This is a genomic window from Paenarthrobacter sp. NPDC089307 (assembly GCF_040685055.1).
Taxonomy (GTDB): domain Bacteria; phylum Actinomycetota; class Actinomycetes; order Actinomycetales; family Micrococcaceae; genus Arthrobacter.
In genome coordinates this window covers 355,451-380,149 of record NZ_JBFBHE010000004.1, presented here as the reverse complement: position 1 = coordinate 380,149, position 24,699 = coordinate 355,451, and the positions used below count along the sequence as shown (strand labels likewise).

Below are 24,699 nucleotides of genomic sequence, written 5' to 3'. Positions count from 1 at the left end.
TTAGTTTTCTTCCAGTCCCAGTTCTGCTGCAACGGTGACGACGTCGTTCGGCACCTTGACAGGCTGGACATCGCTGCCGTCTTCGGTGCGGAGAGCCCACTGGGGATCCTTGAGTCCGTGCCCTGTAACAGTGATCACGATCGTTTTGCCCGACGGTACCTGGCCCGCAGCGTGCTTTTTGATCAATCCGGCGACGCCGGCAGCGGAGCCGGGCTCGACGAAAACGCCTTCCTTGGAGGACAACCAGCGGTGCGCGTCCAGGATTTCGTCGTCGGTAACAGCTTCGATCAGTCCGCCGGATTCGTCGCGGGCCGCAACAGCGGTGTCCCATGAGGCGGGGTTGCCGATGCGGATGGCGGTTGCGATCGTGTCGGGCTCCGTGATGGGGTGACCGGCGACGAACGGTGCTGCGCCGGCAGCCTGGAAACCCCACATGGTGGGAGTCTTGGTGGAAACGGCCGGAAGAGTACCGTTGGCGGACTCAAAAGGCGCGGCATACTCCTTGTAGCCCTTCCAGTAGGCGCTGATGTTTCCAGCGTTGCCAACAGGCAGGACATGGATGTCCGGGGCGTCACCAAGGGAATCCACGACCTCGAACGCCCCGGTCTTCTGGCCTTGGATACGTGCGGGGTTTACCGAGTTCACCAGGAATACCGGGTAGGACTCGCCCAGCTTGCGGGCGATGTCCAGGCAGTTGTCGAAGTTTCCGTCGACCTGCAGCAAGGTGGCGCCATGCGCGATGGCCTGGCTCAGCTTGCCCATGGAAATCTTGCCCTCCGGGACCAGCACTGCGCACTTCAAGCCTGCGGCCGTGGCGTAGGCCGCTGCCGACGCAGAGGTATTTCCCGTGGAGGCGCAAACTACGGCTTTGGCGCCGGCCTCTACGGCTGCGGTCATGGCCATGGTCATGCCGCGGTCCTTGAAGGAACCCGTCGGGTTCATGCCTTCGACCTTGAGGTAGACCTCTGATCCGGTCAGTTCGGAGAGCTTTTGCGCGTGAACCAGTGGTGTGCCGCCCTCGCCGAGGGTGATGACCTTGGTGGCTTCCGTTACAGGCAAACGATCAGCATACTCGCGGATTACTCCGCGCCATTGGTGAGCCACTTAGACCCCTTCTACCCGCAGTACGGATGTGACGGAATTGATGACGTCGAGGCCCTTTACGGCTTCGACGGTTGCTGCGAGTGCAGCTTCGGATGCACGGTGCGTGACGATCTTCAGCTCCGCGGACTCGACGTTCGAGGAAGAGTCGCGGTGGATCGTTTGACGCATGATTTCGATGGAAACGCCGTTTTCCGCAAAGATGTGGGCAATTCGGGCAAGGACACCCGCCTGGTCAGCGACGTCCAAACCGATGTAGTAGCTCGTGTTTGAGGCGTCGATGGTGAGGGCCGGGACGTGGCCCGTGGTGGTCTCGGTCCGGCCCGGTCCGCCGAGGACAAGGCGCCGGGCGGCAGAGACGAGGTCGCCCAGGACCGCTGAAGCCGTGGGCGTGCCACCAGCGCCTTGGCCGTAGAACATCAGCTCGCCGGCGTTCTCGGCCTCGATGAACACTGCGTTGAAGGCGCCGCGAACGGCAGCCAGGGGGTGTTCCCGCGGGAGCAAAGTGGGGTGCACGCGAACGGAGATTCCGCTGCCGTGGTCCGGGGAATCGATCTTTTCGGCGATCGCGAGCAGCTTGATGACGAATCCGGCTTCCTTTGCGGAGGCGATGTCTTCGGCGCTGACTTTGGTGATGCCTTCGCAGTAGACGTCGTCCAGGGAGAACCGGGTGTGGAACGAAAGTGAGGCGAGGATCGCGGCTTTCGCTGCGGCATCGTGCCCTTCAACGTCGGCCGTCGGGTCGGCTTCGGCGTAGCCCAGGCGCTGGGCCTCTGCCAATGCGTCGGCGAACTGTGCGCCGGTGCTGTCCATCTGGTCGAGGATGAAGTTGGTGGTGCCGTTGACGATGCCCAGCACACGGGTGATCCGGTCGCCGGAGAGGCTGTCGCGGATGGGACGCAGGATGGGGATGGCACCGGCGACGGCGGCCTCGTAGGAGAGCTGCACTCCGGCTTTATCAGCCTCTTCGTACAGGGTGGGCCCGTCTTGCGCCAGGAGGGCCTTGTTGCCGGTGACCACGCAGGCACCGTTCTGGATCGCGGTCAGGATCAGCGAACGGGCAGGTTCAATGCCGCCCATGAGTTCGATGACAAGGTCTGCGTCCTTGACCAAAGTATCGGCGTCAGTGGTGAACAGTTCGCGGGGCAGCTCGACGTCACGCGGGGAGTCGACGTTGCGAACAGCAATTCCCGACAGTTCCAGGCGGGCTCCGCTGCGGGCGGCCAGTGCCTCGGCATCGTCAATCAGAATCCGCGCGACCTGGGCCCCCACGTTGCCACAGCCCAGCAGGGCCACTTTCAAGGTTCGCACTTCAGACATTCGCCACTCCCATGTCGCGGTTCAAGAGATCTTCTTCGGTTTCCCCGCGGACAATCAGCCGGGCGGCTCCGTCGCGTACAGCGACAACGCCAGGCCGGGCCAGGTAGTTGTAATTGCTGGAGAGGGCCCAGCAGTAGGCGCCGGTACCCGGTACTGCGAGCAAATCACCGGCTGCCACGTCCGCGGGCAGATATACATCTCTAACAACTATGTCGCCGCTCTCGCAATGTTTGCCCACTACTCGGGACAGCTGCGGAGCCGCCTCCGAGGCCCGTGACGCTAAAATTGCCGAATAATCCGCGTCGTACAGCACCGGGCGGGCGTTGTCGCTCATTCCACCGTCCACCGACACATAGCGGCGGGGATACGTAACGTTCCCTTGCCCTGCGGCGTCGCCGGGAGCGTCCACACGCACGGTTTTGAGGGTGCCGACTTCGTAGAGGGTGAAGGTGGTGCTGCCCACGATCGCGCGCCCGGGTTCGATGGAGATCCGCGGAACGGCGATGCCGAGTTCGGCGCATGTGGAACGTACGACGGCGGCCATCGCCTGCGCGATTTCTGCCGGCGGACGCGGGGTGTCCACCGGGGTGTAGGCGATGCCGTATCCGCCCCCAAGATCCAGTTCAGGAAGGACGATGGAGTACTTTTCCTGCATGACGGCAAGGAACCGCAGAAGCTTCTCGGCCGCCACCGCGAAGCCGTCAGGCTCGAAGATCTGTGAGCCGATGTGGCAGTGCAGGCCAAGGAGCTCAATGCTCGAATAGGAAGTTGCTGCTGCCACTGCTTCTTCAGCAGCGGACAGGCCGGCTTCCTCGGTGGAGTCTCCAGCCATGGAGAGGCCGAACTTCTGGTCCTCGTGGGCGGTGGCAATGAACTCATGGGTGTGGGCATGGACACCGGGGGTCAGACGGAGCATGACCTTGGCGGTTTCCCCACGGCCGGAGGCAATCTTGGCGACGCGATCGAGTTCGTCGAGGCTGTCCACCACGATCCTGCCCACCTGCATGTCCAACGCCCGATTGATCTCGGCGTCGGATTTGTTGTTGCCGTGCAGGCCAAGGTTGGGTCCTTCGATCCCGGCACGGGCGGCGACAGCCAGCTCACCGCCGGAACAGGTGTCCAGGCGGAGGCCTTCCTCCGCAACCCAGCTGGCCACAGCAGTACACAGGAACGACTTGCCGGCGTAGTAGACATCCACTCCCCCGCAAATGTCCGCGAAGGCGGCATCGAAGGAGTCCTTGAACTCCCTGGCGCGGGCACGGAAGTCCGATTCGCTCATGACGAACAGCGGAGTACCGAACTGTTCCTTCAGTTCCTTGACCGGGATGCCGTCAATGGTGACTTCGCCGGCGTCGTTCTTCTCCACCCCCGCCGCCCACATGGGCGATTGCAGGGCATTCAGGTCTTCCGGAACGGCCAACCATTCCGGGGCAAGGGGCGAAACATGGCTGGCTTCTGTGGTCATTTCCCTACATCCGTTCCGGCGCGGAAACGCCGAGCAGTTCGAGTCCGTTGGCAAGTACCTGGCTGGTGGCATCGTTCAGCCACAGGCGTGTGCGGTTGACGTCCTGAACGGGGTCCTCGCCCTGCGGCGAGACACGGCAGGCGTCGTACCAGCGGTGGTAGGCGCCGGCGATCACCTCGAGGTGGCGTGCCACGCGGTGCGGCTCGCGCAATTCGGCAGCCTTGGCCACGATGGACGGGTAGCTGCCCAAGTAGGAGAGCAGCTCATTCTCGGTGGCGTGGTCCAGCAGCGCCGCGTCGAATACGGAACGGTCCACTCCTGCCTCGGCTGCGTTGCGTGCGGTGCCACGTGAACGTGCGTGCGCGTACTGCACATAGAACACCGGATTCTCGTTGCTGTTCTTTTTCAGCAGCTCAGGGTCCAGAGTCAACGGAGAATCGGCCGGGAACCGCGCAAGGGAGTATCGGACGGCATCCTTGCCGAGCCAGGAAATGAGGTCCTTGAGCTCGATGATGTTGCCGGCACGCTTGGACAGCTTGGCACCGTTCACGGATACAAGCTGACCAATCAGGACCTCGATGTTGACCTCGGGATCATCTCCGGCGCAGGCAGCAATGGCCTTGAGGCGGTTGATGTATCCGTGGTGGTCAGCGCCGAGGAGGTAGATCTTCTCCGTAAAGCCGCGGTCCTTTTTGGAGAGATAGTAGGCGGCATCTGCGGCGAAGTAGGTGGGTTCGCCGTTGGCGCGGATCATGACGCGGTCTTTGTCGTCGCCAAAGTCGGTGGTGCGCAGCCAGACCGCACCGCCGTCGTCGAATACGTGTCCTTGCTCGCGGAGGCGTGCAACGGCGGACTCGATCGCTCCGGCGTCGTGCAGTTCCTTCTCGGAGAAGAAGACATCAAACTCCACACCGAACTCAGCCAGGGTGGCCTTGATATCCGCCATCTGGGCCTCGTAGGCGGCAGCGCGGATGACCGGCAGCGCAGCCTCATCAGTGAGCTCGCGGATGTCCGGGTGGGCCTTCAGGACTTCGTCGCCAAGCTCGCGGATGTATTCGCCCGGGTAGCCGCCCTCCGGAACTCCCCGGCCGTGAAGGCGGGAGAGCACGGAGTTGGCGAAGACGTTCATCTGCGAGCCGGCGTCATTGATGTAGTACTCGGCCGTGACGTTGGCGCCCGAGGCGCGCAGGACCCGTGCAATGGCATCGCCAAGGGCCGCCCAGCGGGTGTGGCCGATATGCAGCGGGCCCGTGGGATTTGCCGAGACGAATTCCATGTTGACCACGCGTCCTGCGAGCGCCTGGTTGGTGCCGTACGAGGCTCCGGCCTCAACGATCGTCTTGGCAAGGGTTCCAGCCGTCGCGGCATCCACGGTGATGTTCAGGAAGCCCGGGCCTGCGATGTCCACGCCAGTTACACCCGGAATGCCCTGAAGGTGGTTGCTCAGGATGCCGGCAAATTCCCGCGGATTCATTCCCGCCTGCTTGGACAGCTGCAGGGCAATGTTGGTGGCCCAATCACCATGGTCCCGGTTCTTGGGTCGCTCCACGCGCACGGCGTCGGGCACGGCAGATTCCGTCAAGGCGATTTCGCCTGTGGAGACAGCGTCCTTAAGGCAGGCGGATATGGCAGCAGAGAGTTCTTCGGGAGTCACGGATCTAGCCTACCGGTGGCCCGCAAAGTCGCGGAATTGGAGGACCCTTATGTGGATAATTTGAACACAGGAGGTGCACAGGACCGGCTGGCCCCCTCCACAGACTGAACCATTACGGTGATTTCAACGTTGTGATGGACATGGGCGCTGTCCCGGCCTTTCAACGCGGGCGTGCCAGTGTCCATGACGAACCAGCCCCATGACCAAATACTTCCGGTTGAACTTGTCCAGTTGAAACGAGCAGAATCATGACTACGCCACTCCGCAAGAGCATCTACGTTGGCATTGCCGGCCTCTCCATCGCAGGCACCGCCGCTGCATGCGCACCCAGCACCCAAGCCCCCAGCACCCAAGCCCCGGCCACCCAGGCTCCAGCCACCCAGGAGGGCGGCCAGGCCTCGACCGGCAGCCCGTCGTCGGGCTCATCATCTGCCGCCATCGCTTCCACTGGGGCCAGCACGTACAAAGACGGCACCTACAGCGCGGACGGAAGCTACACCTCGCCGAACGGGCAGGAGACCGTGGGTGTGGAACTGACGCTGGCTGCGGACAAGGTTTCAGCGGTAAACATCACAGTCCACCCTTCCAACCCCAACACCAAGAAGTTCCAGGGCGAATTCGCCAGCGGCATCGCCGCGCAGATCGTAGGCAAGGACGTTGACGAACTCAACGTCTCGAAGGTGGCTGGTTCTTCCCTTACATCCGGAGGGTTCAACGACGCCCTCCAACAGATCAAGTCCAAGGCGAAGTAGCCGACATGCCCCATCCGGGCTGGAGCAGCTTCAGCTTCGACGGGATCGGCACGCGGTGGGAGATTTCGACGCCAGTCCAGCTGGCTCCCGCCCTCACCCGGCAGTTGCTCGCTGCCGTCGAGGCCTACGACACGACGTGGTCGCGGTTCAGGCCGGATTCCTTGGTGTCCTGCCTGTCCCGTGGTCCGGGCAGCATTACCTTGCCCGAACACGCTGCCAGGCTCCAGGAACTTTATGCGTCCCTGTATCGCCTGAGCCAAGGGGCAATAACCCCCCTCATCGGCAGCAGCCTTGAAAGGCTGGGCTACGACGCCGGCTACTCCCTGACACCCATCGGGATCCCGCAGGCGCCGCCCCGCTGGGAGGACACCCTGGAATGGACAGGCACGGCAATGACCGCGAAGGAGCCCTTGGTGCTGGACATCGGAGCGGCCGGGAAGGGGCAGCTGGTGGACTTGTTGGGCGGGATTCTCCGGGCGGCGGGCCACAGCGACTTCCTGGTCGACGGCAGCGGAGACATGCTGCACTCCGGGAACCAGCCCGTCACAGTCGCCCTGGAACACCCCTACAACCCACGGCAGGCCATTGGGACCGTCGAGTTGGACAACGCCGCCCTGTGCGCTTCGGCGGCCAATCGCCGGGCGTGGGGCGACGGCCTGCACCACGTCCTGGACGGCGCAACGGGCAAACCGGTCAACACTACGGTGGCAACCTGGACCATGGCCGCGAGCGCCCTTGTAGCCGATGGGCTGGCCACTGCCTTGTTCGTGATGGATCCGCCGCTGCTTGAGGAGGAATTCGATTTCTCGTGGCTCAAAGTCTCCTCAGCGGGCGCTGCCACCTTTTCGGCCGGTTTTGAGGGGAGACTGTTCACATGATTGCCGCCAAGTCCCGCATTGACACCTGGTTGGGCCGCTTCACCATGTACCGCTTGATCCTGTGGGTACTTGGCGTCCTGGTGGCCTACAGCATGGTCCTGAACATCCTGGGATGGCTGACTTTCGGCCTGCCGGAGATGCTGGTACACCTGCTCCTCTGCCTGGGCGTCACCTATGCTTCGAACCGATTGCTCGCCGCCATCTTCAACGTTAAGCCGCACAGCGAGTCTTCGCTCATTACGGCTTTGCTGCTCTATTTCCTGTTCTGGCCCGCTTTTGGACTCACCGACATGGCGGGCGTGGCCCTGGCCTGCGTACTGGCGAGCGCGTCCAAGTACGCGCTCGCCTTCCGTGGCAGGCATATCTTCAATCCGGCCGCCGCAGGGGCATTCATCACCGGCCTGACCGGCCTGAACATCGCTACGTGGTGGGCCGCCACCCCCGCGATGCTGTGGTTGCTGGTCCCGGGCGTGCTGCTGGTCCTTTACCGTACGCGGAAGCTGCTCATGGCTACCGTTTTCCTGGTAGCTGCCACCAGCATCATCACCTCGGAGCTTATGGGCCGGAGCATGACCCTGGGGCAGGCCCTGTGGCAGACCATTGCCCAACGCCCCCTCCTGTTCTTCGTGGGGTTCATGTTGTCCGAGCCGCTGACGCTGCCGCCGCGCCGCTGGCAGCAACTGGCGCTTGCCGCCGTCGTGGGTGTTGTCTTCGCGGTTCCCTACAACTTCGGCTTTGTGGCAAACTCTCCGGAACTCGCTTTGCTGCTGGGGAACCTCATCGCTTTCTTCATGGGCCAGCGGGGCGGAGTGGAGCTGACTTTCAAGGGCTCGCGGGCCCTTACGCCGGCGAGCACGGAATTCAGTTTCGAGCCCCAACGGCCCGTCCGCTTTGCTGCCGGCCAGTTCATGGAGCTGAACCTGCCGCATTCGGGTTCGGACGGAAAGGGCCGCCGTCGGGTGTTCAGCATCACCAGCCCTCCGGGCGCGGACGAGGTCACCTTTGGCGTGGGGACTGCTGAACCGTTATCGACGGCCAAAAAGGCGCTGCTGGCACTTCGGCCAGGGGACACTGTTTCCGCGACGACCGTAGGCGGGGATTTCCTGCTGCCGCACGACGCCGGAAAGCCGGTCCTGTTGATTGCCGCCGGTATCGGCATCACGCCTTTCCTGTCCCAACTGGCAGCCGACGGCACCGCCCGCGATACCGTGCTGCTGTATCTGGCGAAGAGTCGTGACGACATGGCCTGGGTGGAACAACTCGAAGCCTCCGGAGCGACAGTGATTGCCCGGCTTGCCGACGGTTCCACTCCCCCGGAGTTCATGCTCGACGCCGGTACTTCCAGAATCGACGCCAAGCGCCTTAAGGAGTTGGTTCCGGACGTAGCGGAGAGGGAAGTGTTCGTCTCCGGTTCACCCGCGAGCGTTGATTCGCTGCGGTCTGCGGCCCGTGGTGCGGGTGCTCGAAGGGTTCACGTGGACTCGTTCGCAGGGTACTGACGCAACACGGTTTTCCTATGCGGCGCCGTGGCTGCTAAGCTCTAGGACGTCCCACCGGCAACGGAGGGAAACCCTGGATGCCCTCGTAGCTCAGGGGATAGAGCGTCTGCCTCCGGAGCAGAAGGCCGTAGGTTCGAATCCTATCGAGGGCACAACGAAACCCCCGCCAGCACTGCTGGCGGGGGTTTTCTGCATGCTGGCTTCCGACTATCACTTACGGGCTTGCCGGGACAGCACCGCAAAATTGTCTGCCCTGGCTCCTAGGCTGATTCCAATTGGTCTTTCCGATAGCAAAAGGGGTTTTGCCGTGATGTGCTCGATCGTCCCGCCGTACATGCTTCGCAGGATTGCCGCCCAGGATGAACCCCGGCTCAGGGCAGTTGCCCGTGCCGCCAAAGAGTCCCTCATACACATCAAAAACCTGCAGGCCATCCGCACGGCCCCCCTGCCCGCCGCCCCTCCCAGTGCCCGCCAGGCCAAGCCGGGGCCGCCCAAGCGGACGATCTTCGACGCCGGATCCACCGAGGACCTCCCCGGGCGTTTGGTCCGGAAGGAAGGCGGATCCGCGACGGGTGATGCCGCCGCGGACGAAGCCTATGACGGCCTCGGCGGCACCCACCGCTTGTATGGTGAAGTTTTTGGCCGGGATTCAATCGACGACGCCGGACTGCAGCTGGATGCCAGCGTCCACTACGGAAAGCTCTACGACAACGCTTTCTGGAACGGCAGCCAGATGGTCTTCGGCGACGGGGACGGGCAAATCTTCCAGCGGTTCACAAAGTCCGTCAGCGTCATCGGCCACGAGCTGGCACACGGGGTCACCCAATACACGGCCAACCTGGCGTACCGCAACCAGGCCGGCGCCCTCAACGAGTCGATGTCGGATGTGTTCGGAGTCCTTGTGGAGCAGTACGTCAAGCAGGAATCCGCGGATCAGGCCAGCTGGTTGATCGGGCAAGGCTTGTTCACCGACCAGGTCCAGGGTGAAGCCCTCCGGTCCATGAAGGCTCCCGGCACCGCTTATGACGACGACATCCTCGGCAAAGACCCGCAGCCGGATTCCATGGACACCTACGTCAGGACCAGCGCGGACAACGGCGGCGTGCACATCAACTCCGGCATTCCCAACAGGGCCTTCTACGTCGTGGCAACCGAGCTCGGTGGCAAAGCCTGGGAAGCGCCTGGCCAGATTTGGTACGGGACGCTGACCAGTGGGTTGCTGCCCGCCACCTGCACGTTCGGCAAGTTTGCCAGGACCACTCTGGCAACGGCCGAAGAACTCTTCGGCAGTGGCTCAGCAGAGCATGACGCCGTCCGCAAGGCGTGGGACACTGTGAAGGTCAAGGTTTAGTCATGTGGCGGGCCGGTCACCCGGTCCGCCAACTGGCTGATTCAGCAGGGGTAGGACGAGAAGCAGCCGCTCATGAAAATCACGGTTCAGCGCAGTGGGGGAATCGCCGCGATGACACGTATCTGGAGCGTGGACGCAGTATCTCCTGATGAGAAGGAACGCTGGCTTCCGATAGTCGAGGCGTGCCCTTGGGATGAAGCCAAGGGCCAGGCACGTACGCTCAACGAACCGGACCGTTTCATGTACTCCATCCGGGCAGGCCAGCGCCGCGCCAACCTGCCGGACCGGGCGGTCACCGGCCCTTGGCAGGAGCTGATCGAGTGCGCCAAGGCTGAAGGCTCCGAGTCCCGGGGCACCATCGGTGGTCGGCGCTAGTCAGGTAAACACGTCAGGTACAACCGCTTCAGGTCCAGCCGCCTCCGGGCCAACCGCGTCAGGCAGGCTGGTCGCGCCCTTGCAGGGTGGTCACATGGCCTCAGCAAGTTGCCCCCGGAATGCCCGCCGATAGCTCTGCGGACTGGTATCGAGCACTTTGGCGAAGTGGTGCCGCAGCAGGACCGAATGCCCGAATCCGGCCTCGCGGGCTATTTCGTCGATGTTCAATTCGGTGGTTTCCAACAGCTCCTGGGCACGAAGGACCCGCTGGGAATTGAGCCAGGCCGCGGGGGTTGTCCCTGTCTCGGCACGGAAGCGCCGGGCGAAGGTGCGCGGGGACATGTGCAGCCGGGCTGCCAGTTCGTTGACGCTGTGTTCTTCGTCAAGGTGTTCCACCATCCAGCGCAGCAGCGCCTCCATGGGCGCCGATCCGCAGCTCGGCATGGGCCGGTCAATGAACTGCGCCTGGCCACCGTCCCGGTGCGGCGGCACCACCATGTCCCGGGCAATGGCAGCGGCCACATTGGCACCAAGCTCCACCCGGACAAGGTGCAGGCAAGCGTCTATTCCGGCTGCGGTACCTGCACTGGTGATGATGGTTCCGTCCTGGACATAGAGAACGTTCTCATCCACTATGGCTGACGGGTATCGGCCCGCGAGGTCCTGGGAATAATGCCAATGCGTTGTGCAACGCCGCCCATCAAGCAATCCCGCGCGTGCCAGCGCGTACGCTCCTGAACAAATGGACATCACCCACGCTCCCCTGGCATGTGCTTCCCGGAAGGCCTCCAGGACGGATTCGGGGAGCTCCTTATCCCTGCCAAAGGGCGCCATGATCACGAGGTCGGCGTCCGCCGCAGCCTCGAGCCCAAGGTCGACGTGAAGGGAAGGCCCTGACTTCATGCGGATGTCCCCGGGCTCCGGGGTGACTACACGGAAGTCGAAGGCGGGGACCCCGGCGCCGCGGTCCGATCTGTCGATCCCGAAGACCTCAAACGCCGTACCGAATTCGAAGACGGAGAAGTCCGGAACCACGATCACTGCTACTGATCTCAACATATCTCCAGTGTGGCAGAAAATTATCCAAATGGGGCATTTCTGCCACTGTTTCTTGTCTCCCGGCAGGAGCAGTCTTGAGTCATGGAAATCTTCGGAATCATCCTCTTCATCGTCCTCATCACCGCCGTCGCAGCTACCGTCTCAGCACTGTTGAAGGACGGGCGTGGCCACAACCCACCCGTCACCTCAAAGGAACCTTGGAGCGCCTTCGAAGCACCCAGCGGACCTTACTGGAACCCACGCATCTACTAGGGCAGGCCGGCCCCTCGCAAGGTCAGTCACACATCCATTCGACGCCCGCCGGTTCAGGGATTACTGCAGGAATCCTTGAACCGGCGGGCGTCCCTCTGCGCCGTGGCCTGTGCCGCGTCCTGTGCCGTGGCCTGTGCCGCAGTCTCCCTTGGCGTGCCTTGTGGGCTAGATTCACTTGCATGATTCAAACCTCCGCCCGGCTCCTGCAACTGCTCTCGCTGTTACAGGTCCGCCGGGAATGGACGGGTCCCGCCCTCGCGGACCGTATGGGAGTCACCGAGCGGACCGTGCGCCGGGACATCCACAAGCTGCGGAACCTGGGCTATCCCATCCATGCCTCTCCCGGCGTTGCCGGCGGCTACCAGCTTGGTGCCGGGGCGCAGTTGCCCCCGCTTCTCCTGGACGATAACGAAGCGCTGGCAGTTGCCTTGGGCCTGAACTCTGTGGCTGCAGGGCCGGTTGCGGGGATCGGCGAAGCATCCGTCCGCGCCTTGGCCACGGTGGAACAGGTACTCCCCTCCAGACTCCGCCCCAAGTTCGCCATGCTCAAGGCGGCGGTCACAACGCTTCCCAGCAACGCTGCCAGCGTCGATCCCCAACAACTCACCGTGGTCTCAGCCGCAATATCGGACCGCCGCCAAATCTCCTTTGACTATGTCAAGTCCGACGGCGACGCCTCACGCCGGCTGGTGGAACCGTACAGGCTGGTGGACACGGGCCGCCGCTGGTACTTGGTTGCCTATGACGTGGAGCGTGAGGACTGGCGGACTTTCAGGGCCGACAGGCTTGCTTCCCTGCCCACCGAACGCAGGAAATACACGCCACGGCCCCTGCCGGCAGAGGATCTGGCCGCCTACGTGCAACAGTCCATCACCCGCTCGCCGTACAGGTTCGACGTCGTGGTGCGGCTCCGCGCCCCTCTCGCCGAGGTCGCCGCCGTCGTCAGTTCCCAGTACGCGACCCTGACCGCCGACGGACCGGCAGCAACCGTCCTGAGGTCCGGATGGGACAACCTCGCAGCGCCGGCAGCCTACCTGGCCGCCCTGGACCTGGACTTCGAGATTCTCGAACCTGAGGAGTTCCGGTCTTTCGCACGCCACCTGTCACGGCGGCTCACAGCCGCCGCCGGTGCCGCGACGACTCCAGAAGACGGCTCTGCCGACTGCCCGCCCCAGCCACAGTAGACTGGCAGCAGCCATGACACTTCACATTTCCTACCCCGCAGAGTTGCCCGTATCCGAGCGCCGCGAGGATCTGATGGCGGCCATCGCCGCAAACCAGGTAACCATCATCGCCGGTGAGACGGGTTCCGGTAAGACCACGCAGATCCCCAAGATGTGCCTCGAACTGGGCCTCGGAGACAAGGGCCTGATCGGTCACACCCAGCCGCGCCGCCTGGCGGCCCGCACTGTGGCCGAGCGCATAGCGTCGGAGCTCGATGTGGAGATCGGCCAGGAGGTGGGCTTCCAGGTCCGCTTTACCGGCGAGGTCAGCGCGTCCACCAAGATCAAGCTGATGACGGACGGCATCCTGCTCGCGGAGATCCAGCGCGACAAGCTGCTTCGGAAATACAGCACGATCATTATTGACGAGGCCCATGAGCGAAGCCTCAACATCGACTTCATCCTGGGCTACCTCAAGCGGATCCTGCCGCAGCGCCCGGACCTGAAGATCATCATTACCTCAGCGACCATCGATCCCCAGCGCTTCGCCAAACACTTCGGCAGTGAGGAAGAGCCTGCGCCCATCATCGAGGTCTCCGGCCGGACGTACCCGGTGGAGATCCGCTACCGCCCGCTCTCACAGCCGGCAGGCGCGGATGATGAGACCTCCGACGACGAACTTGAAGAGGACCGCGACCCCCTCGACGCCGTTTGCGACGCCGTGGACGAGCTCGCCAAGGAAGCGCCCGGCGACATCCTCATTTTCTTCTCCGGCGAGCGCGAAATCCGCGACGCCGCCGAGGCCATCAACGGCCGTATCCAAAGCAACCGGCGCCTTGCAGGCACCGAAGTCCTCCCCCTCTTTGCCCGCCTGAGCCTCCAGGAACAGCACCGTGTCTTCAATCCCGGGGGCAAACGGCGCATCATCCTGGCAACCAACGTGGCGGAGACCTCGCTCACCGTCCCGGGCATCAAGTATGTGATCGATACCGGCACAGCCCGCATCTCGCGCTATTCGCACCGGACCAAGGTCCAGCGCCTGCCCATTGAACGGGTTTCCCAGGCCTCGGCAAACCAGCGTTCGGGCCGTTGTGGCCGCGTGTCCGAGGGCATCGCGATCCGTTTGTACTCGGAAGAGGACTTCGAGTCGCGTCCACAGTTCACCGATCCTGAAATCCTTCGGACCAACCTCGCTGCAGTCATCCTGCAGATGACGGCGATGGGAGTTGCCCGCGGGCCGAAGGACGTGGAGAACTTCCCGTTCGTGGAACCTCCGGAAACCAGGGCCATCAACGACGGCGTGACGCTGCTCCGGGAACTCGGCGCCTTGAGCCCGCTAAAGTCGCCTGACGCCCAGGGCAAGGGACGCAACGGCGGCGGCCTGACCGCCGTCGGGCAAAAACTCGCCCAACTTCCGGTCGATCCCCGGCTTGGCCGGATGATCGTGGAGGCAGGCAAGCGGGGATGCGTCCGCGAAGTCATGATCCTCGCTGCAGCCTTGACCATCCAGGATCCGAGGGAACGGCCAACGGACAAGCAGCAACTCGCCGCGGAAAAGCATGCCCGTTTCCGCGACGAAATCTCGGACTTCACCGGCTTCCTCAACCTCTGGAACTACATCCAGGAAAAGCAGCGGGAGTTGTCGTCCACACAATTCCGCAAACTGTGCCGCACCGAGTTCATCAACTACCTTCGCGTGCGCGAGTGGCAGGACCTTTTCACGCAGCTCCGGCAACTGGCCAAGCCGCTCGGCATTACCTTGGACAACAACCGCGTTGCCGACCCCGTGGGCAATTACGAGGGCATCCACATCAGCTTGCTGTCCGGGCTGCTCAGCCACATCGGCCTGCTTGACGAGCGCAAGCGTGAATACGCCGGTGCCCGTGGAAGCCGTTTCGCGATCTTCCCGGGTTCTGCGCTGTTCAAGAAGTCGCCTACCTTCGTCATGGCCGCCGAGTTGGTGGAAACGAGCAGGCTGTGGGCACGTGTTGCAGCCAAATTCGATCCTTTGTGGGCTGAGCAAGTAGCCCCGGACCTGGTGAAGCGTTCCTATAGTGAACCGCATTGGTCTTCGCGCCAGGGCGCAGTGTTGGCCCACGAGAAAGTCACGCTGTATGGCGTGCCCATCATTCCGAACCGCCGGATCAACTACGGTCGCATCGATCCGGAACTCTCCCGTGAGTTGTTCATCCGCCACGCACTGGTTGAGGGCGAATGGAAGACGCACCACAAGTTCTTCCACCGCAACCGTGCCCTGCTCCAGGAGATCGAAGAACTCGAAACCCGCATGCGGCGGCGCGACATCCTGGTGGACGACCAAACCCTGTTCGAGTTCTATGACGAACGGATTGGCAAGGACGTCGTCTCCGAGAGGCATTTTGACAAGTGGTGGAAGGACGCCCGCCAACAGGACCCGCATCTGCTGGACTTCGACCAATCGCTGTTGATGAGCGAGGACGCCGAGGCCCTGGATGACTCCGCGTATCCCAAGACATGGCTCCACAAAGGCTTCGAACTGCCCCTGGGCTACGAGTTCCACCCCGTGGCACCCGGGTCTGCGCCCAATCCTTCCGACGGCGTGACTGCCGAGGTTCCGGTGCTGTTCCTGAACCAATTGGACGATGCCCCGTTCCGCTGGCAGATTCCCGGCCAGCGGGTGGAGCTTGTCACTGCCCTCATCAAGTCGCTGCCCAAGCAGGTCCGGAAGAATTTCGTGCCGGCCCCCGACGTCGCCAGGCAAGCGACTGCCGCCTTGGAAGCGGACTTCGATCCCGCAGTTGACGAGCTCGAACCCTCTCTTGAGCTGGTCCTGCGCAGGCTCCGTGGCCACATCATCCCACCGGGCTCCTGGAACTGGGATGCCGTGCCGCCCCACCTGCGTGTCAGTTTCAAGGTGGTGGACAGCAAGGGCAAGGTCCTGGACGAGGGCAAGGACCTCGCAGGACTGCAGGAAAAGCTTGCACCTGCCACCCGCCGCGCCATTGCTGAATCACTGGGAGCAACACCGGCGACGACGTCACGCGCCACACGCGGCAACGGAACCGACGCACCGGGCAACCAAGCGACGCCGCCAACTGCAACCGGAGCACCAAGCGAAGGTACCGTGGCCGAACGCACCGGCATCACCGAGTGGGACTTCGGCACAGTGGAGCGCCAAGTCAGCCGGACAGTCAAGGGCCACGCCGTCACAGGCTTCCCGGCAGTGGTGGACGAGGGCAAATCCGTGGCACTGCGGGTCTTCCAGACCAAGGCCGAGCAGGAAGCCGCCATGCGTAGTGGCGTCATCCGCCTGTTGGCCCTTCGGATTCCGTCCCCGGACCGCTACGTGCTCGAACACCTCAGCAACACCGAAAAACTGACTTTCAGCCAAAACCCCCACGGATCGGTCAGCGCGCTGATCGCCGACTGCGCGTTGGCTGCCATCGACAAACTCGTTCCCCAGGAACTGCCGTGGGACAGGGACTCCTTCGATGCGCTGTACGAAGTAGTCAGGGCAGAACTGATCGATACCGTTTTCACGGTGACTGCCGTCGTCGAACGTATCCTGGCCAGCACCAGGCGCATCCAGAAAGCGCTGAAGTCCACTGCGAGCCTGCCGCTGATCAGTGCGCTAAACGACATGAAGAGCCAATTGGAGCAGTTGGTCTTCCCGGGTTTTGTAGCACAGACGGGCTACGCCCAGCTCAGCCAGTTGCCGAGGTACCTGCAGGCCATCGAGAAACGACTGGAAAAGCTCCCCGGCAACGTGCAGCGGGACAGCCTCAACATGGGCATCGTGCAGGCGCTGGAAGACGACTACGACGACGCTGTGTCCGCATTGCTTCCGGGACGCAGGGCCGGCGCGGAGTTAACCCGGGTGCGCTGGATGATCGAGGAGCTGCGGGTCAGCCTCTTCGCAGTGGAGTTGGGGACGGCATATTCCGTTTCCGAGAAACGCATCCGCACGGCGCTGAACCAGGCCCTGGCCCCGGCCTAGCCGGACCCAAAACACAAAAACCCGGCGGTGCCACAACAGCACCGCCGGGTTAATACTCCAGAAAAATCAGCCTTCAGGGACAGCGTCCCCGTGTCCGGCCGCGCGAAGCGCCGCACGGAGCTTCACGGCCGTTGCATCCATCACCGCGGGGTCCGGATTGTGATCGACATTGTGGACCTCAAAATCCGCGGTGGAGTACGCGGGCCAGACATGGACGTGCAGGTGGTCCACCTCGAAGCCCTCCACCAGGACACCAACGCGCTTGGCGTCGAAGAGGCTTTCCTGAACCTTGCCAATCTTTTGGGCAACATCCATGACCTTGAACAGCAACTCAGGAGTCGCGTGCGTCCAGGAGTCGACCTCCTCACGCGGCACCACCAGCACGTGGCCTGGGGTGATCGGGGCAATGGTCAGGAAGGCAACCACTTCCTCGTCCTTCCACACAAAGCGGCCAGGGATCTCCCCGTTGATGATCCTGGTGAACAATGTGCTCATGCGTCTGCCCTTTCGGATGGTTCCTGAAGTGTTGAGGTATCCAGCACAAAACGGTACTTCACGTCGCCTGCCACCATGCGGTCATAGGCCTCATTAAGCTGGTCCGCTCCAACAATTTCGATGTCGCTGGCCACCCCGTGCTCAGCGCAGAAGTCGAGCATTTCCTGAGTTTCCTCAATGCCCCCTATCAATGAACCCGCGTAGGCGAGGCGGCGTCGGATGAGAAGGCCCGGGCTGACCGGGGGCATGTCCTCGGCCGGAAGGCCCAGCTGGAAGAGCGCGCCGTCCAGCCGAAGCGTACGGAAGTAGGGGTTGAGGTCGTGCGGAGCTGCGACGGTATCGATAATGACGTCGATGCTCCGGTTGGCGGCTTCCATCGCGGCGGCATCCCTGGAGAGCACTACGTGGTCGGCTCCGAGTTCACGGGCGGCGTCGAACTTGGACTCGGAGGTGGTGAAGACCGTAACTTCAGCGCCCATGGCCTTGGCGATCTTGACCGCCATGTGGCCCAGGCCGCCCAGTCCAACCACTCCTACCGAGTCCCCCTCTTCGACATCGAAGTACCTCAGGGGCGAGTACGTGGTGATCCCCGCGCACAGCAACGGTGCCGCCGCGGCAGGATCCAGGGATTCGGGCACACGCAGCACGAAGCGCTTGTCCACCACTACCGACGTCGAGTATCCACCTTGGGTGATGGCATCTGCGTGGTGGGGATCGGCCGCGCCGTAGGTACCCACGTTGCCACGCTCACAGTACTGTTCCAGGCCTTCAAGGCAGCTGTCGCACTCCCGGCACGAATCCACCATGCACCCGACACCAACGCGGTCGCCCACCGTGAAGTCCGCTACGTCGGTTCCCACCCGCGTCACGTGGCCGACAATCTCGTGGCCCGGTACCAGCGGATACGGGGGAACCCGCCACTCGCCCCGGGTTGCGTGCACGTCCGAGTGGCACAGTCCGCAGAATTCGATGGCAATCTCGACATCGTCTGCGCCAGGCTCACGGCGTGCCACGGTGAGGGGCACCAGCCCGCTCTCCGGAGAGGTGGCGCCATAGGCCGCGGCCAGCACAGCAGCTGGGGACGCGGTGGCGTCCAAGGAGATGGTTTTCGCAAGGGGCGGGGGCACAGGGCGTCCAGGATTCATGCCTCGACGCTACTCCCGTCAGCGGGGCTCATGCCACTTGGGCCAACGGCGCCGTCTTCGAAAGGCGTATCCCCAACAGCGACGTCATTCGCAGGGTTGTTCGACCATTGCGAGAACGACCCCGGGTACAGTGCTGCCCTGAAGCCCGCAATCTCCAAGGCCGCGATTTCGTGGGAGGCGGTAACGCCGGACCCGCAATAGACCGCAACCTGGGAGGACCTGTCCAGGCCCAAGGCCTCGAACCGGCGTCGCAGCTCCCCGGCGGGCAGGAAGGTTCCCGCAGGCAAAATGTTCTGCGTCGTAGGAGCGCTCACGGCGCCTGGGATGTGGCCGGCCCTGGGATCGATGGGTTCCACCTCTCCCCTGTACCGTTCCCCGGCCCGCGCATCCAGCAACACGCCTTCGCGGCTCCATAGTGCAGCCTCGCGTTCGGTAATGGACGGCATCCGGCCGTCGTCCAACACGACATTCCCGACGCCGGTACCCACCTCACCTGCCTCGAGGCGGTGCCCTGCCGCCCGCCAGGCGGCCAAACCGCCGTCGAGCAGGTAAACGGACTCCACCCCGGCGTTGCGGAGCATCCACCATGCCCGTGCCGCTGCCATGCTGCCGCTGTTGTCGTACGCGACGATCGTGTCGCCGTCGTTGATCCCCCACCGCCGGGCAGTTTCCTGGAAACGCCCGGGCGAGGGCAAGGGGTGGCGGCCACGTCCTGGCTGGGCATGGTCTGCGAGTTCAGTTGGGAGGTCCACGAAGACTGCCCCTGGCAGATGCGCCGCCAGGTACTCCTCGTGTCCGTCGGTCCGGCCGAGGACCCAGCGAACGTCCAGCAGTACTGTCCGCTCGCCTGATTCGAGGCGCTGATGCAGTTGCGGGACACTCATCAACGTGGCCATGGGTTCTCCTTCATACGGGGGGTGCCGGCCCCGTTGCTGCCGGAACCACGTTTCCAGCCTAGGCTTATCCGGTGAGTAATTCGTGTATTCAGGACCGGACCTGGGCCAGTGAAGCCATCCGCACCATCGAGGCTGAAAACAACCGCTCGGCAGACACGCACCTTTACGCAGTACCGCTTCCCGCGCACTGGGGCGTGCAACTGTACCTGAAGGACGAGTCCACCCACCGTTCGGGAAGCCTGAAGCACCGTTTGGCGAGGTCTTTGTTCCTCTACGGACTGGTCAACGGATGGATCACTGAGGGCACCACCATTGTGGAGGCCTCAAGCGGCAGCACAGCCGTCTCGGAGGCCTACTTTGCCCGGCTGATCGGATTGCCGTTCATCGCCGTCATGACCAAGACCACCAGCCCTGAGAAGATCGCCCTGATCGAGGACTTCGGCGGCTCCTGCTTGCTCGTGGACCACGCATCCGAGGTCTATGCCGTTGCCGAGGAAACAGCCAGGACGTCCGGCGGCCACTACATGGACCAGTTCACCTACGCCGAGCGCGCCACGGACTGGCGCGGCAACAACAACATCGCAGAATCGATCTTTGAACAACTTGCCCTCGAAGAGCACCCGGTGCCGGACTGGATCGTTGTCGGGGCGGGAACGGGCGGCACAAGCGCCACTATCGGCCGCTACCTTCGCTACAACCGGTACGCCACGCGCCTGGCCGTGGTGGACCCGGAAAACTCCGCCTTCTATCCTGCGTGGCGGGACGGAAACGCGGCAGCAGCGTCCGGCCTGCCCTCGCGCATCGAGGGAATCGGCCGACCCCGCTCCGAACCGAGTTTTGTTCCGGCCGTCATCGACCACATGATCCAGGTGCCCGACGCCGCATCCGTTGCGGCCATGCGCCACCTCCGCACCTTCACCGGCCTTCACGCCGGCCCCTCGACGGGCACCAACTTGTGGGGCGTCTGGCAGCTGGTGGCCCGGATGGTCGCAGAAGGGCGCAATGGCAGCATTGTTTCGCTCATGTGCGACGCCGGCGACCGTTACGTGGGCAGCTATTACGACGCCGAATGGCTGGCTGCCCACGACCTCGATCCGGCTCCGTACGAAGACGTGCTGGAACGGTTCCACGAGACCGGGGTGTGGACGGGTTAGACCTCCACCGAGTCCCGCGGGGCAAGCTTCGTGTAGGTGGTACCGTAGCGCGCGCCGATCCTTGTTACGTGGCCTTCAACAATGCCCCGCCCCAGATCGTTGAGCAAGCCGTCATGGACCGGGAAGGCTTTGGGCGCGCGGACGGAAATCACAAAGTCCACCACCTCCCCCACCTTCGACCATGGGGCGTTGATGGGGACAAGAAGCGTTTGCACACTGATTCCGTCCGGGACAACGAACGAGTCCCCTGGGTGGAAGACGTTCCCGTCCACCAGGTAGCCGATGTTCGCCACCACCGGAATCTGAGGGTGGATCACGGCGTGCTGGCCCCCGAATGTGCGGATGTTGAAGCCCGCAGCGTCAAAAGCGGAGCCGGGCTCAACGGAGTGCACCTGCGCGGCGACGTCGCTGTTTTCCTTCAGGGTTGCCGCAACCCCTGCCGGCGCATGGATCTGCAGTGCCGGGTCCTCCCGCAGGGCCGCGATGACCGCCGGCTGGTCGATGTGGTCATTGTGCTCGTGGGTAACAAGTACGGCATGCGCACCATTCAACGCTTCCCCTGCCTCGGAGAAGGCCCCGGGATCGATCACCAGGACCTTTCCTTCCTTCTCCAACCGGACGCACGCGTGGGTGTACTTGATGAGCTTCATGGGGACAGCCTATGGGCCGCTGTTGACAGTTTCCAAGCGTCTCCTGCTGGTAAAATCAAGGTTTGCCAGCATCTCCACGGAAGTGAGCCTTTCCATGCCACACGGCACCAATTCCGCCACGACCGGCCCCGCAGAACCGACTGCACCGGCTACCAGCGGAGTCAAGGAGCAGCGCGTCACCAAGCAGCGCTTGGCCGTCAGCGCCGCCTTGGACGAATTGGATGACTTTGTCAGCACCCAGGAGCTGTACCGCCTGATGCAGAACAAGGGCATTTCGGTGTCCTTGGCCACGTCCTACCGCATCCTCCAGTCCCTTGCGGATGACGGCCTCATCGACGTCCTCCGCAACGGTGAGGGCGAAGCCGTCTACCGTCGCTGCGCGGTCACGGGACACCACCACCACCTGCTGTGCCGGAACTGTGGCAAGGCAGTAGAAGTGGAGGCGCCCGCCGTCGAAACCTGGGCAGCGCGCACAGCCTCAGAACACGGCTTTACCGAAGTAGCCCACACGGTAGAGATCTTTGGCCTGTGCCCCGATTGCACCGCCAAAAAGGCTGCAGGAAAGCTCTAAAGCGCTCCTGCAGGCTGGTCCCGCGTCACGCGGCCGTTCAAGCCACGGTTAGTGCGCACGCGCCCGATAACGCGGCACACCACATAGATCAGGAAAGACAACGTCGTCACGTACGGGCTGATCGGAATGCGGCTGCCGAGGGCCAGCAGGATGCCCCCCACTGTGGCGGTCAGGGCGAAGGCCACACTCAGGACCACCACCAACTTGGGCGAGGTAGTCACCCTCAGCGCTGCTGCTGCCGGCGTGATCAGCAAAGCGAGCACCAGAAGCGCACCAACGATTTGGATGGACAGCGCCACGCTGACGCCCAGAAGCACCATGAAGCCGATCGCAAGGCCACGAACGGGAACACCGCGGGCTTCGGCCATCTCAGGGTCCACGCTGGCGAAACTCAGGGGACGCCAGATAGCCACCAGGGCAATCATCACTACCACCGCCGTCCCCGCCAACGCCTGCAGCTGGACGGTGTCCACCGAGACAATCTGACCGGTCAAAAGCCCGAATTTATTGGCGGCGCGGCCTTCGTAGAGCGCCAGGAAAAGGATTCCCAAGCCCAAGCCGAAGGGCATGATGACGCCGATGATCGAGTTCTTGTCCCGCGCCCTGACACCCATGAAGCCAAGCAGGACGGCAGCTGCCACGGAGCCGATCAAGGAACCGAAGATGATGTCGGCGCCGATTAACAGTGCGAATGCCGCACCAGCGAAGGACAGCTCGGAGATGCCGTGGACGGCGAAGGCCAGATCCCGTTTCATCACGAAGGTGCCAACCAGCCCGCCCAGCAAGCCAAGGACCGCGCCGGCCCAGAGGGAGTTCTGGACAAGGACCAGCAATTCGCCGTAGTTCTCGAAGTTGAAGATGGTCTGCAGTATGGTGCCCAGGTCCACTTAGAGCTCCTCTCCGGCAGTCGCGTGGGCGTCGTCATGGAAGTGCGTGGTTGCGTCCGGAAGACCGACGACGACGATCCTCCCGTTGGTGTGGATGACCTCCACGTGGCTGTTGTACAGTTCGGACAAAACTTCCGTGGTCATGACTTCCTGTGGCGTTCCCACGCGGAATTGTCCACCGGCCAAATAGAGCACACGGTCCACGTAGTCGATTACCGGATTGATTTCGTGCGTCACGAAAACCACGGCACTGTTTCTCTCGTGGCATTGCTTGTTGATCAAGGAACTGACGCCTTGCTGGTGGTGGAGGTCAAGGGAGAGCAGCGGTTCATCGCAGAGCAGGACCTGCGGCTCGGTTGCCAGCGCCTGGGCTACCCTCAGCCGTTGCTGTTCGCCCCCGGAAAGCTGTCCAACCGGCACTTTGGCATAGTCCGAGGCGCCCACCAGCTCCAGAAGTTCGTCGATCCGCTGATTGACTTTGCCGGCGGACACCCTGATCCCCCATCGGTGTCCGTCGATACCAAGTCCCACCAGATCCCGTGCACGCAGGGGCGTGTCCGGCGCGAAGGATTTCTGCTGCGGGATATAGCCGATCCGCTTGCTTCCGCGTTCCACCGGGTGTCCGCCCAAGGACACGGTCCCGGAGTGCAGCTCCTGCAAGCCCAGAAGGACCTTCAGGAAACTGGTCTTGCCGCTGCCGTTCGGGCCAAGGACTGCAAAGAACTCCCCCGGGTTGATGTCGAGGTCCAGGTCACGCCAGAGTGTCCTCTTGCCGAACTGCAGGCTGGCTCCGCGGAGGCTCACTACGGGTGTCAAAAGTTGTCCTCGATCCATGCGTTGCAACGAACGCAGTTTGTTGGGCCGTCCGTTTGGGCGTCCGGGCGGGGGCGTCCACAGGGCGGAAGGTGGCAGGGGAAAGGCCCCATTGCCATCCTGAATATCTTAGGACGGCGACGAGGCCCTTCACCGTATTGCCGTGTGGGAATGCCCTACTTCTTGAGGGTTGTCGATACTGATTCCACGTTGTCCGTCATCCACTGGATGTAGTCCTTGCCCTCGGGCAACGTTTCGGTGAAGTCCAGGACCGGAACCCCGGCAGCCTCTGCTGCCCGCTTGACGGATTCGGTCTGGGGCCCGGCAGTCTGTTCGTTGTAGGCGAGGAAGCGGACTGATCCGGCGCTGAGGAGGTCGGTGGTTTCCTTCATGACGGCCGGCGGCACGTCCGTACCTTCTTCAACGGCGGCGCTGTAAGCCTCGGGGGTTTTGTTCTCCAGGCCGGCAGCTTCGAGCAGGTACAGCGGAACGGGCTCGGTGATGGCCACCGGAGCATGCGCATCCACGGCCTTCACGGCGTCAAGCTTTGCCGTCAAACCAGTGAGCTTGGCTTTGAAGGCATCTGCGTTGCCCTGGAACGTTGAAGCTGATGCAGGGTCGAGGCTTCCCAGCTTGCCGGCCACGGCATCTGCGAGCTTGCCCATGGTGTCCAGGCTGTACCAAACGTGTTCGTTGAACCCGCCGTGGTTGTGCGTGTGCCCCTCTTCCGAGTGGGCATCTTCGCTATGGGTTTCCCCTTCAGGAGCAAGGCCTGAGATATCCACGGCGCTGATCATGTTCTCATGGCCGATCTTGGTTTCATCGGCAATCTTGTGCAGGAATTCGTCGTAGCCTCCGCCGTTCTCCACCACGAGCTTGGCCTTGGAAATCACCAGCTTGTCCTGGGCACTTGCCTCATAGGAATGCGGGTCCTGGCTTGTCTTGGTAATGATGGCGTTGACGTTCACTTTGTCTCCACCAACCGTCTTCACGATGTCGCCGTAGACATTGGTGGAGGTGACAACCTCGATGGCACCGGAGGCCGATTGGCTGTTTGCCCCGGCCGTCCCGGCACAGGAGGAGAGCAGCAGCGCGGTAAGTGCTGCTGAAGCGGCTACGGACAGGCGGGCGGCGGAACGACGCACGAAGACCTCGGATCTACTCAAAATGAGAATCAAACACAATTGCTGGCAGGTTCCCAGTGTAGCCCTAAATAGGAATGATTCCTATTTAGGGAAGGCGG

General features: G+C 63.1%; 22 protein-coding genes and 1 tRNA gene. 11 read left to right on the top strand and 12 right to left on the bottom strand.

Translation table 11 applies throughout. From position 1 onward, the window contains the following. From thrC to argS, 4 genes are read right to left on the bottom strand one after another with little or no spacing between them, the layout of a single operon-like run. On the bottom strand, window positions 1–1,104 hold the full coding sequence (gene thrC / locus AB0N72_RS12045) for a threonine synthase (protein WP_363930625.1): 1,104 nt from the start codon (window positions 1,102–1,104) through the stop codon (window positions 1–3). After that, complete coding sequence (locus tag AB0N72_RS12040; RefSeq protein ID WP_363930624.1) at window positions 1,105–2,421, bottom strand: homoserine dehydrogenase; 1,317 nt, start codon at window positions 2,419–2,421, stop codon at window positions 1,105–1,107. Continuing rightward, window positions 2,414–3,886 carry a diaminopimelate decarboxylase gene (gene lysA, locus AB0N72_RS12035; protein WP_363930623.1) on the bottom strand — a complete coding sequence of 491 codons (1,473 nt, stop codon included), beginning with the start codon at window positions 3,884–3,886 and terminating at the stop codon, window positions 2,414–2,416. Before lysA ends, AB0N72_RS12040 begins: the two co-directional genes overlap by 8 nt. Window positions 3,887–3,890: 4 nt before the next feature. Then, a complete protein-coding gene (gene argS / locus AB0N72_RS12030; RefSeq protein WP_363930622.1) occupies window positions 3,891–5,540 on the bottom strand; it encodes an arginine--tRNA ligase in 1,650 nt (549 codons plus the stop codon). Window positions 5,541–5,788: 248 nt separating this feature from the next. Between argS and AB0N72_RS12025 the strand changes: the two genes are divergently transcribed. The 6 genes from AB0N72_RS12025 to AB0N72_RS12000 all read left to right on the top strand — a co-directional run bounded on the left by AB0N72_RS12025 (window position 5,789) and on the right by AB0N72_RS12000 (window position 10,395). After that, a complete protein-coding gene (locus AB0N72_RS12025) occupies window positions 5,789–6,292 on the top strand; it encodes a hypothetical protein (RefSeq protein ID WP_363930621.1) in 504 nt (167 codons plus the stop codon). Between the two features lie 5 nt (window positions 6,293–6,297). Further along, complete coding sequence (locus AB0N72_RS12020; protein WP_363930620.1) at window positions 6,298–7,170, top strand: FAD:protein FMN transferase; 873 nt, start codon at window positions 6,298–6,300, stop codon at window positions 7,168–7,170. Beyond that, a complete protein-coding gene (locus tag AB0N72_RS12015; protein WP_363930619.1) occupies window positions 7,167–8,669 on the top strand; it encodes an oxidoreductase in 1,503 nt (500 codons plus the stop codon). The genes AB0N72_RS12020 and AB0N72_RS12015 overlap by 4 nt, the downstream gene beginning before the upstream one ends. A gap of 79 nt (window positions 8,670–8,748) precedes the next feature. Continuing rightward, window positions 8,749–8,821 (top strand) — tRNA-Arg (locus AB0N72_RS12010). 158 nt (window positions 8,822–8,979) lie between these two features. Further along, the gene (locus AB0N72_RS12005) at window positions 8,980–10,020 is read left to right on the top strand and encodes a M4 family metallopeptidase (protein ID WP_363930765.1); all 1,041 of its coding nucleotides are present in this window, start codon (window positions 8,980–8,982) and stop codon (window positions 10,018–10,020) included. 72 nt (window positions 10,021–10,092) lie between these two features. After that, window positions 10,093–10,395: a protealysin inhibitor emfourin gene (locus tag AB0N72_RS12000; protein WP_363930618.1), complete on the top strand. Its 303-nt coding sequence runs from the start codon at window positions 10,093–10,095 to the stop codon at window positions 10,393–10,395. 90 nt (window positions 10,396–10,485) lie between these two features. On the opposite strand, the gene AB0N72_RS11995 is transcribed toward AB0N72_RS12000, so the two are convergent. Continuing rightward, the gene (locus AB0N72_RS11995) at window positions 10,486–11,454 is read right to left on the bottom strand and encodes a helix-turn-helix domain-containing protein (RefSeq protein WP_363930617.1); all 969 of its coding nucleotides are present in this window, start codon (window positions 11,452–11,454) and stop codon (window positions 10,486–10,488) included. 81 nt (window positions 11,455–11,535) lie between these two features. On the opposite strand from AB0N72_RS11995, the gene AB0N72_RS11990 reads away from it, so the two are divergent. The 3 genes from AB0N72_RS11990 (at window position 11,536) to hrpA (ending at window position 16,845) form a co-directional block, all read left to right on the top strand. After that, on the top strand, window positions 11,536–11,706 hold the full coding sequence (locus tag AB0N72_RS11990) for a hypothetical protein (RefSeq protein ID WP_186313526.1): 171 nt from the start codon (window positions 11,536–11,538) through the stop codon (window positions 11,704–11,706). 179 nt (window positions 11,707–11,885) lie between these two features. Then, window positions 11,886–12,890, top strand: coding sequence for a WYL domain-containing protein (locus AB0N72_RS11985; RefSeq protein WP_363930616.1), 1,005 nt, complete (start codon window positions 11,886–11,888; stop codon window positions 12,888–12,890). Window positions 12,891–12,903: 13 nt separating this feature from the next. Next, window positions 12,904–16,845 carry an ATP-dependent RNA helicase HrpA gene (gene hrpA / locus AB0N72_RS11980; RefSeq protein ID WP_363930615.1) on the top strand — a complete coding sequence of 1,314 codons (3,942 nt, stop codon included), beginning with the start codon at window positions 12,904–12,906 and terminating at the stop codon, window positions 16,843–16,845. Between the two features lie 66 nt (window positions 16,846–16,911). On the opposite strand, the gene AB0N72_RS11975 is transcribed toward hrpA, so the two are convergent. The 3 genes from AB0N72_RS11975 to AB0N72_RS11965 are packed head-to-tail and all read right to left on the bottom strand — an operon-like array spanning window position 16,912 to window position 19,381. Next, on the bottom strand, window positions 16,912–17,340 hold the full coding sequence (locus tag AB0N72_RS11975; protein ID WP_363930614.1) for an HIT family protein: 429 nt from the start codon (window positions 17,338–17,340) through the stop codon (window positions 16,912–16,914). Continuing rightward, window positions 17,337–18,485, bottom strand: a complete 1,149-nt coding sequence (locus AB0N72_RS11970) for an NAD(P)-dependent alcohol dehydrogenase (RefSeq protein ID WP_363930613.1) — start codon at window positions 18,483–18,485, stop codon at window positions 17,337–17,339. Before AB0N72_RS11970 ends, AB0N72_RS11975 begins: the two co-directional genes overlap by 4 nt. Continuing rightward, a complete protein-coding gene (locus AB0N72_RS11965; protein WP_363930612.1) occupies window positions 18,482–19,381 on the bottom strand; it encodes a sulfurtransferase in 900 nt (299 codons plus the stop codon). The genes AB0N72_RS11970 and AB0N72_RS11965 overlap by 4 nt, the downstream gene beginning before the upstream one ends. Window positions 19,382–19,452: 71 nt before the next feature. Here AB0N72_RS11965 and AB0N72_RS11960 point away from each other — a divergent pair, with 71 nt between their 5' ends. Further along, complete coding sequence (locus AB0N72_RS11960; protein WP_363930611.1) at window positions 19,453–20,535, top strand: PLP-dependent cysteine synthase family protein; 1,083 nt, start codon at window positions 19,453–19,455, stop codon at window positions 20,533–20,535. Here AB0N72_RS11960 and AB0N72_RS11955 read toward each other — a convergent pair. Further along, window positions 20,532–21,185 carry an MBL fold metallo-hydrolase gene (locus AB0N72_RS11955; RefSeq protein ID WP_363930610.1) on the bottom strand — a complete coding sequence of 218 codons (654 nt, stop codon included), beginning with the start codon at window positions 21,183–21,185 and terminating at the stop codon, window positions 20,532–20,534. The two genes, AB0N72_RS11960 and AB0N72_RS11955, sit on opposite strands and share 4 nt — an antisense overlap. Before the next feature lie 94 nt (window positions 21,186–21,279). Here AB0N72_RS11955 and AB0N72_RS11950 point away from each other — a divergent pair, with 94 nt between their 5' ends. Then, complete coding sequence (locus AB0N72_RS11950; RefSeq protein ID WP_363930764.1) at window positions 21,280–21,756, top strand: Fur family transcriptional regulator; 477 nt, start codon at window positions 21,280–21,282, stop codon at window positions 21,754–21,756. On the opposite strand, the gene AB0N72_RS11945 is transcribed toward AB0N72_RS11950, so the two are convergent. From AB0N72_RS11945 to AB0N72_RS11935, 3 genes are all read right to left on the bottom strand, one after another. Beyond that, complete coding sequence (locus AB0N72_RS11945; RefSeq protein ID WP_363930609.1) at window positions 21,753–22,643, bottom strand: metal ABC transporter permease; 891 nt, start codon at window positions 22,641–22,643, stop codon at window positions 21,753–21,755. The two genes, AB0N72_RS11950 and AB0N72_RS11945, sit on opposite strands and share 4 nt — an antisense overlap. Beyond that, on the bottom strand, window positions 22,644–23,459 hold the full coding sequence (locus tag AB0N72_RS11940; protein WP_363930608.1) for a metal ABC transporter ATP-binding protein: 816 nt from the start codon (window positions 23,457–23,459) through the stop codon (window positions 22,644–22,646). It lies immediately after the preceding gene. A 173-nt stretch (window positions 23,460–23,632) separates the two neighbouring features. Next, a complete protein-coding gene (locus AB0N72_RS11935; protein WP_363930607.1) occupies window positions 23,633–24,634 on the bottom strand; it encodes a zinc ABC transporter substrate-binding protein in 1,002 nt (333 codons plus the stop codon). Between the last annotated feature and the right edge of the window lie 65 nt (window positions 24,635–24,699).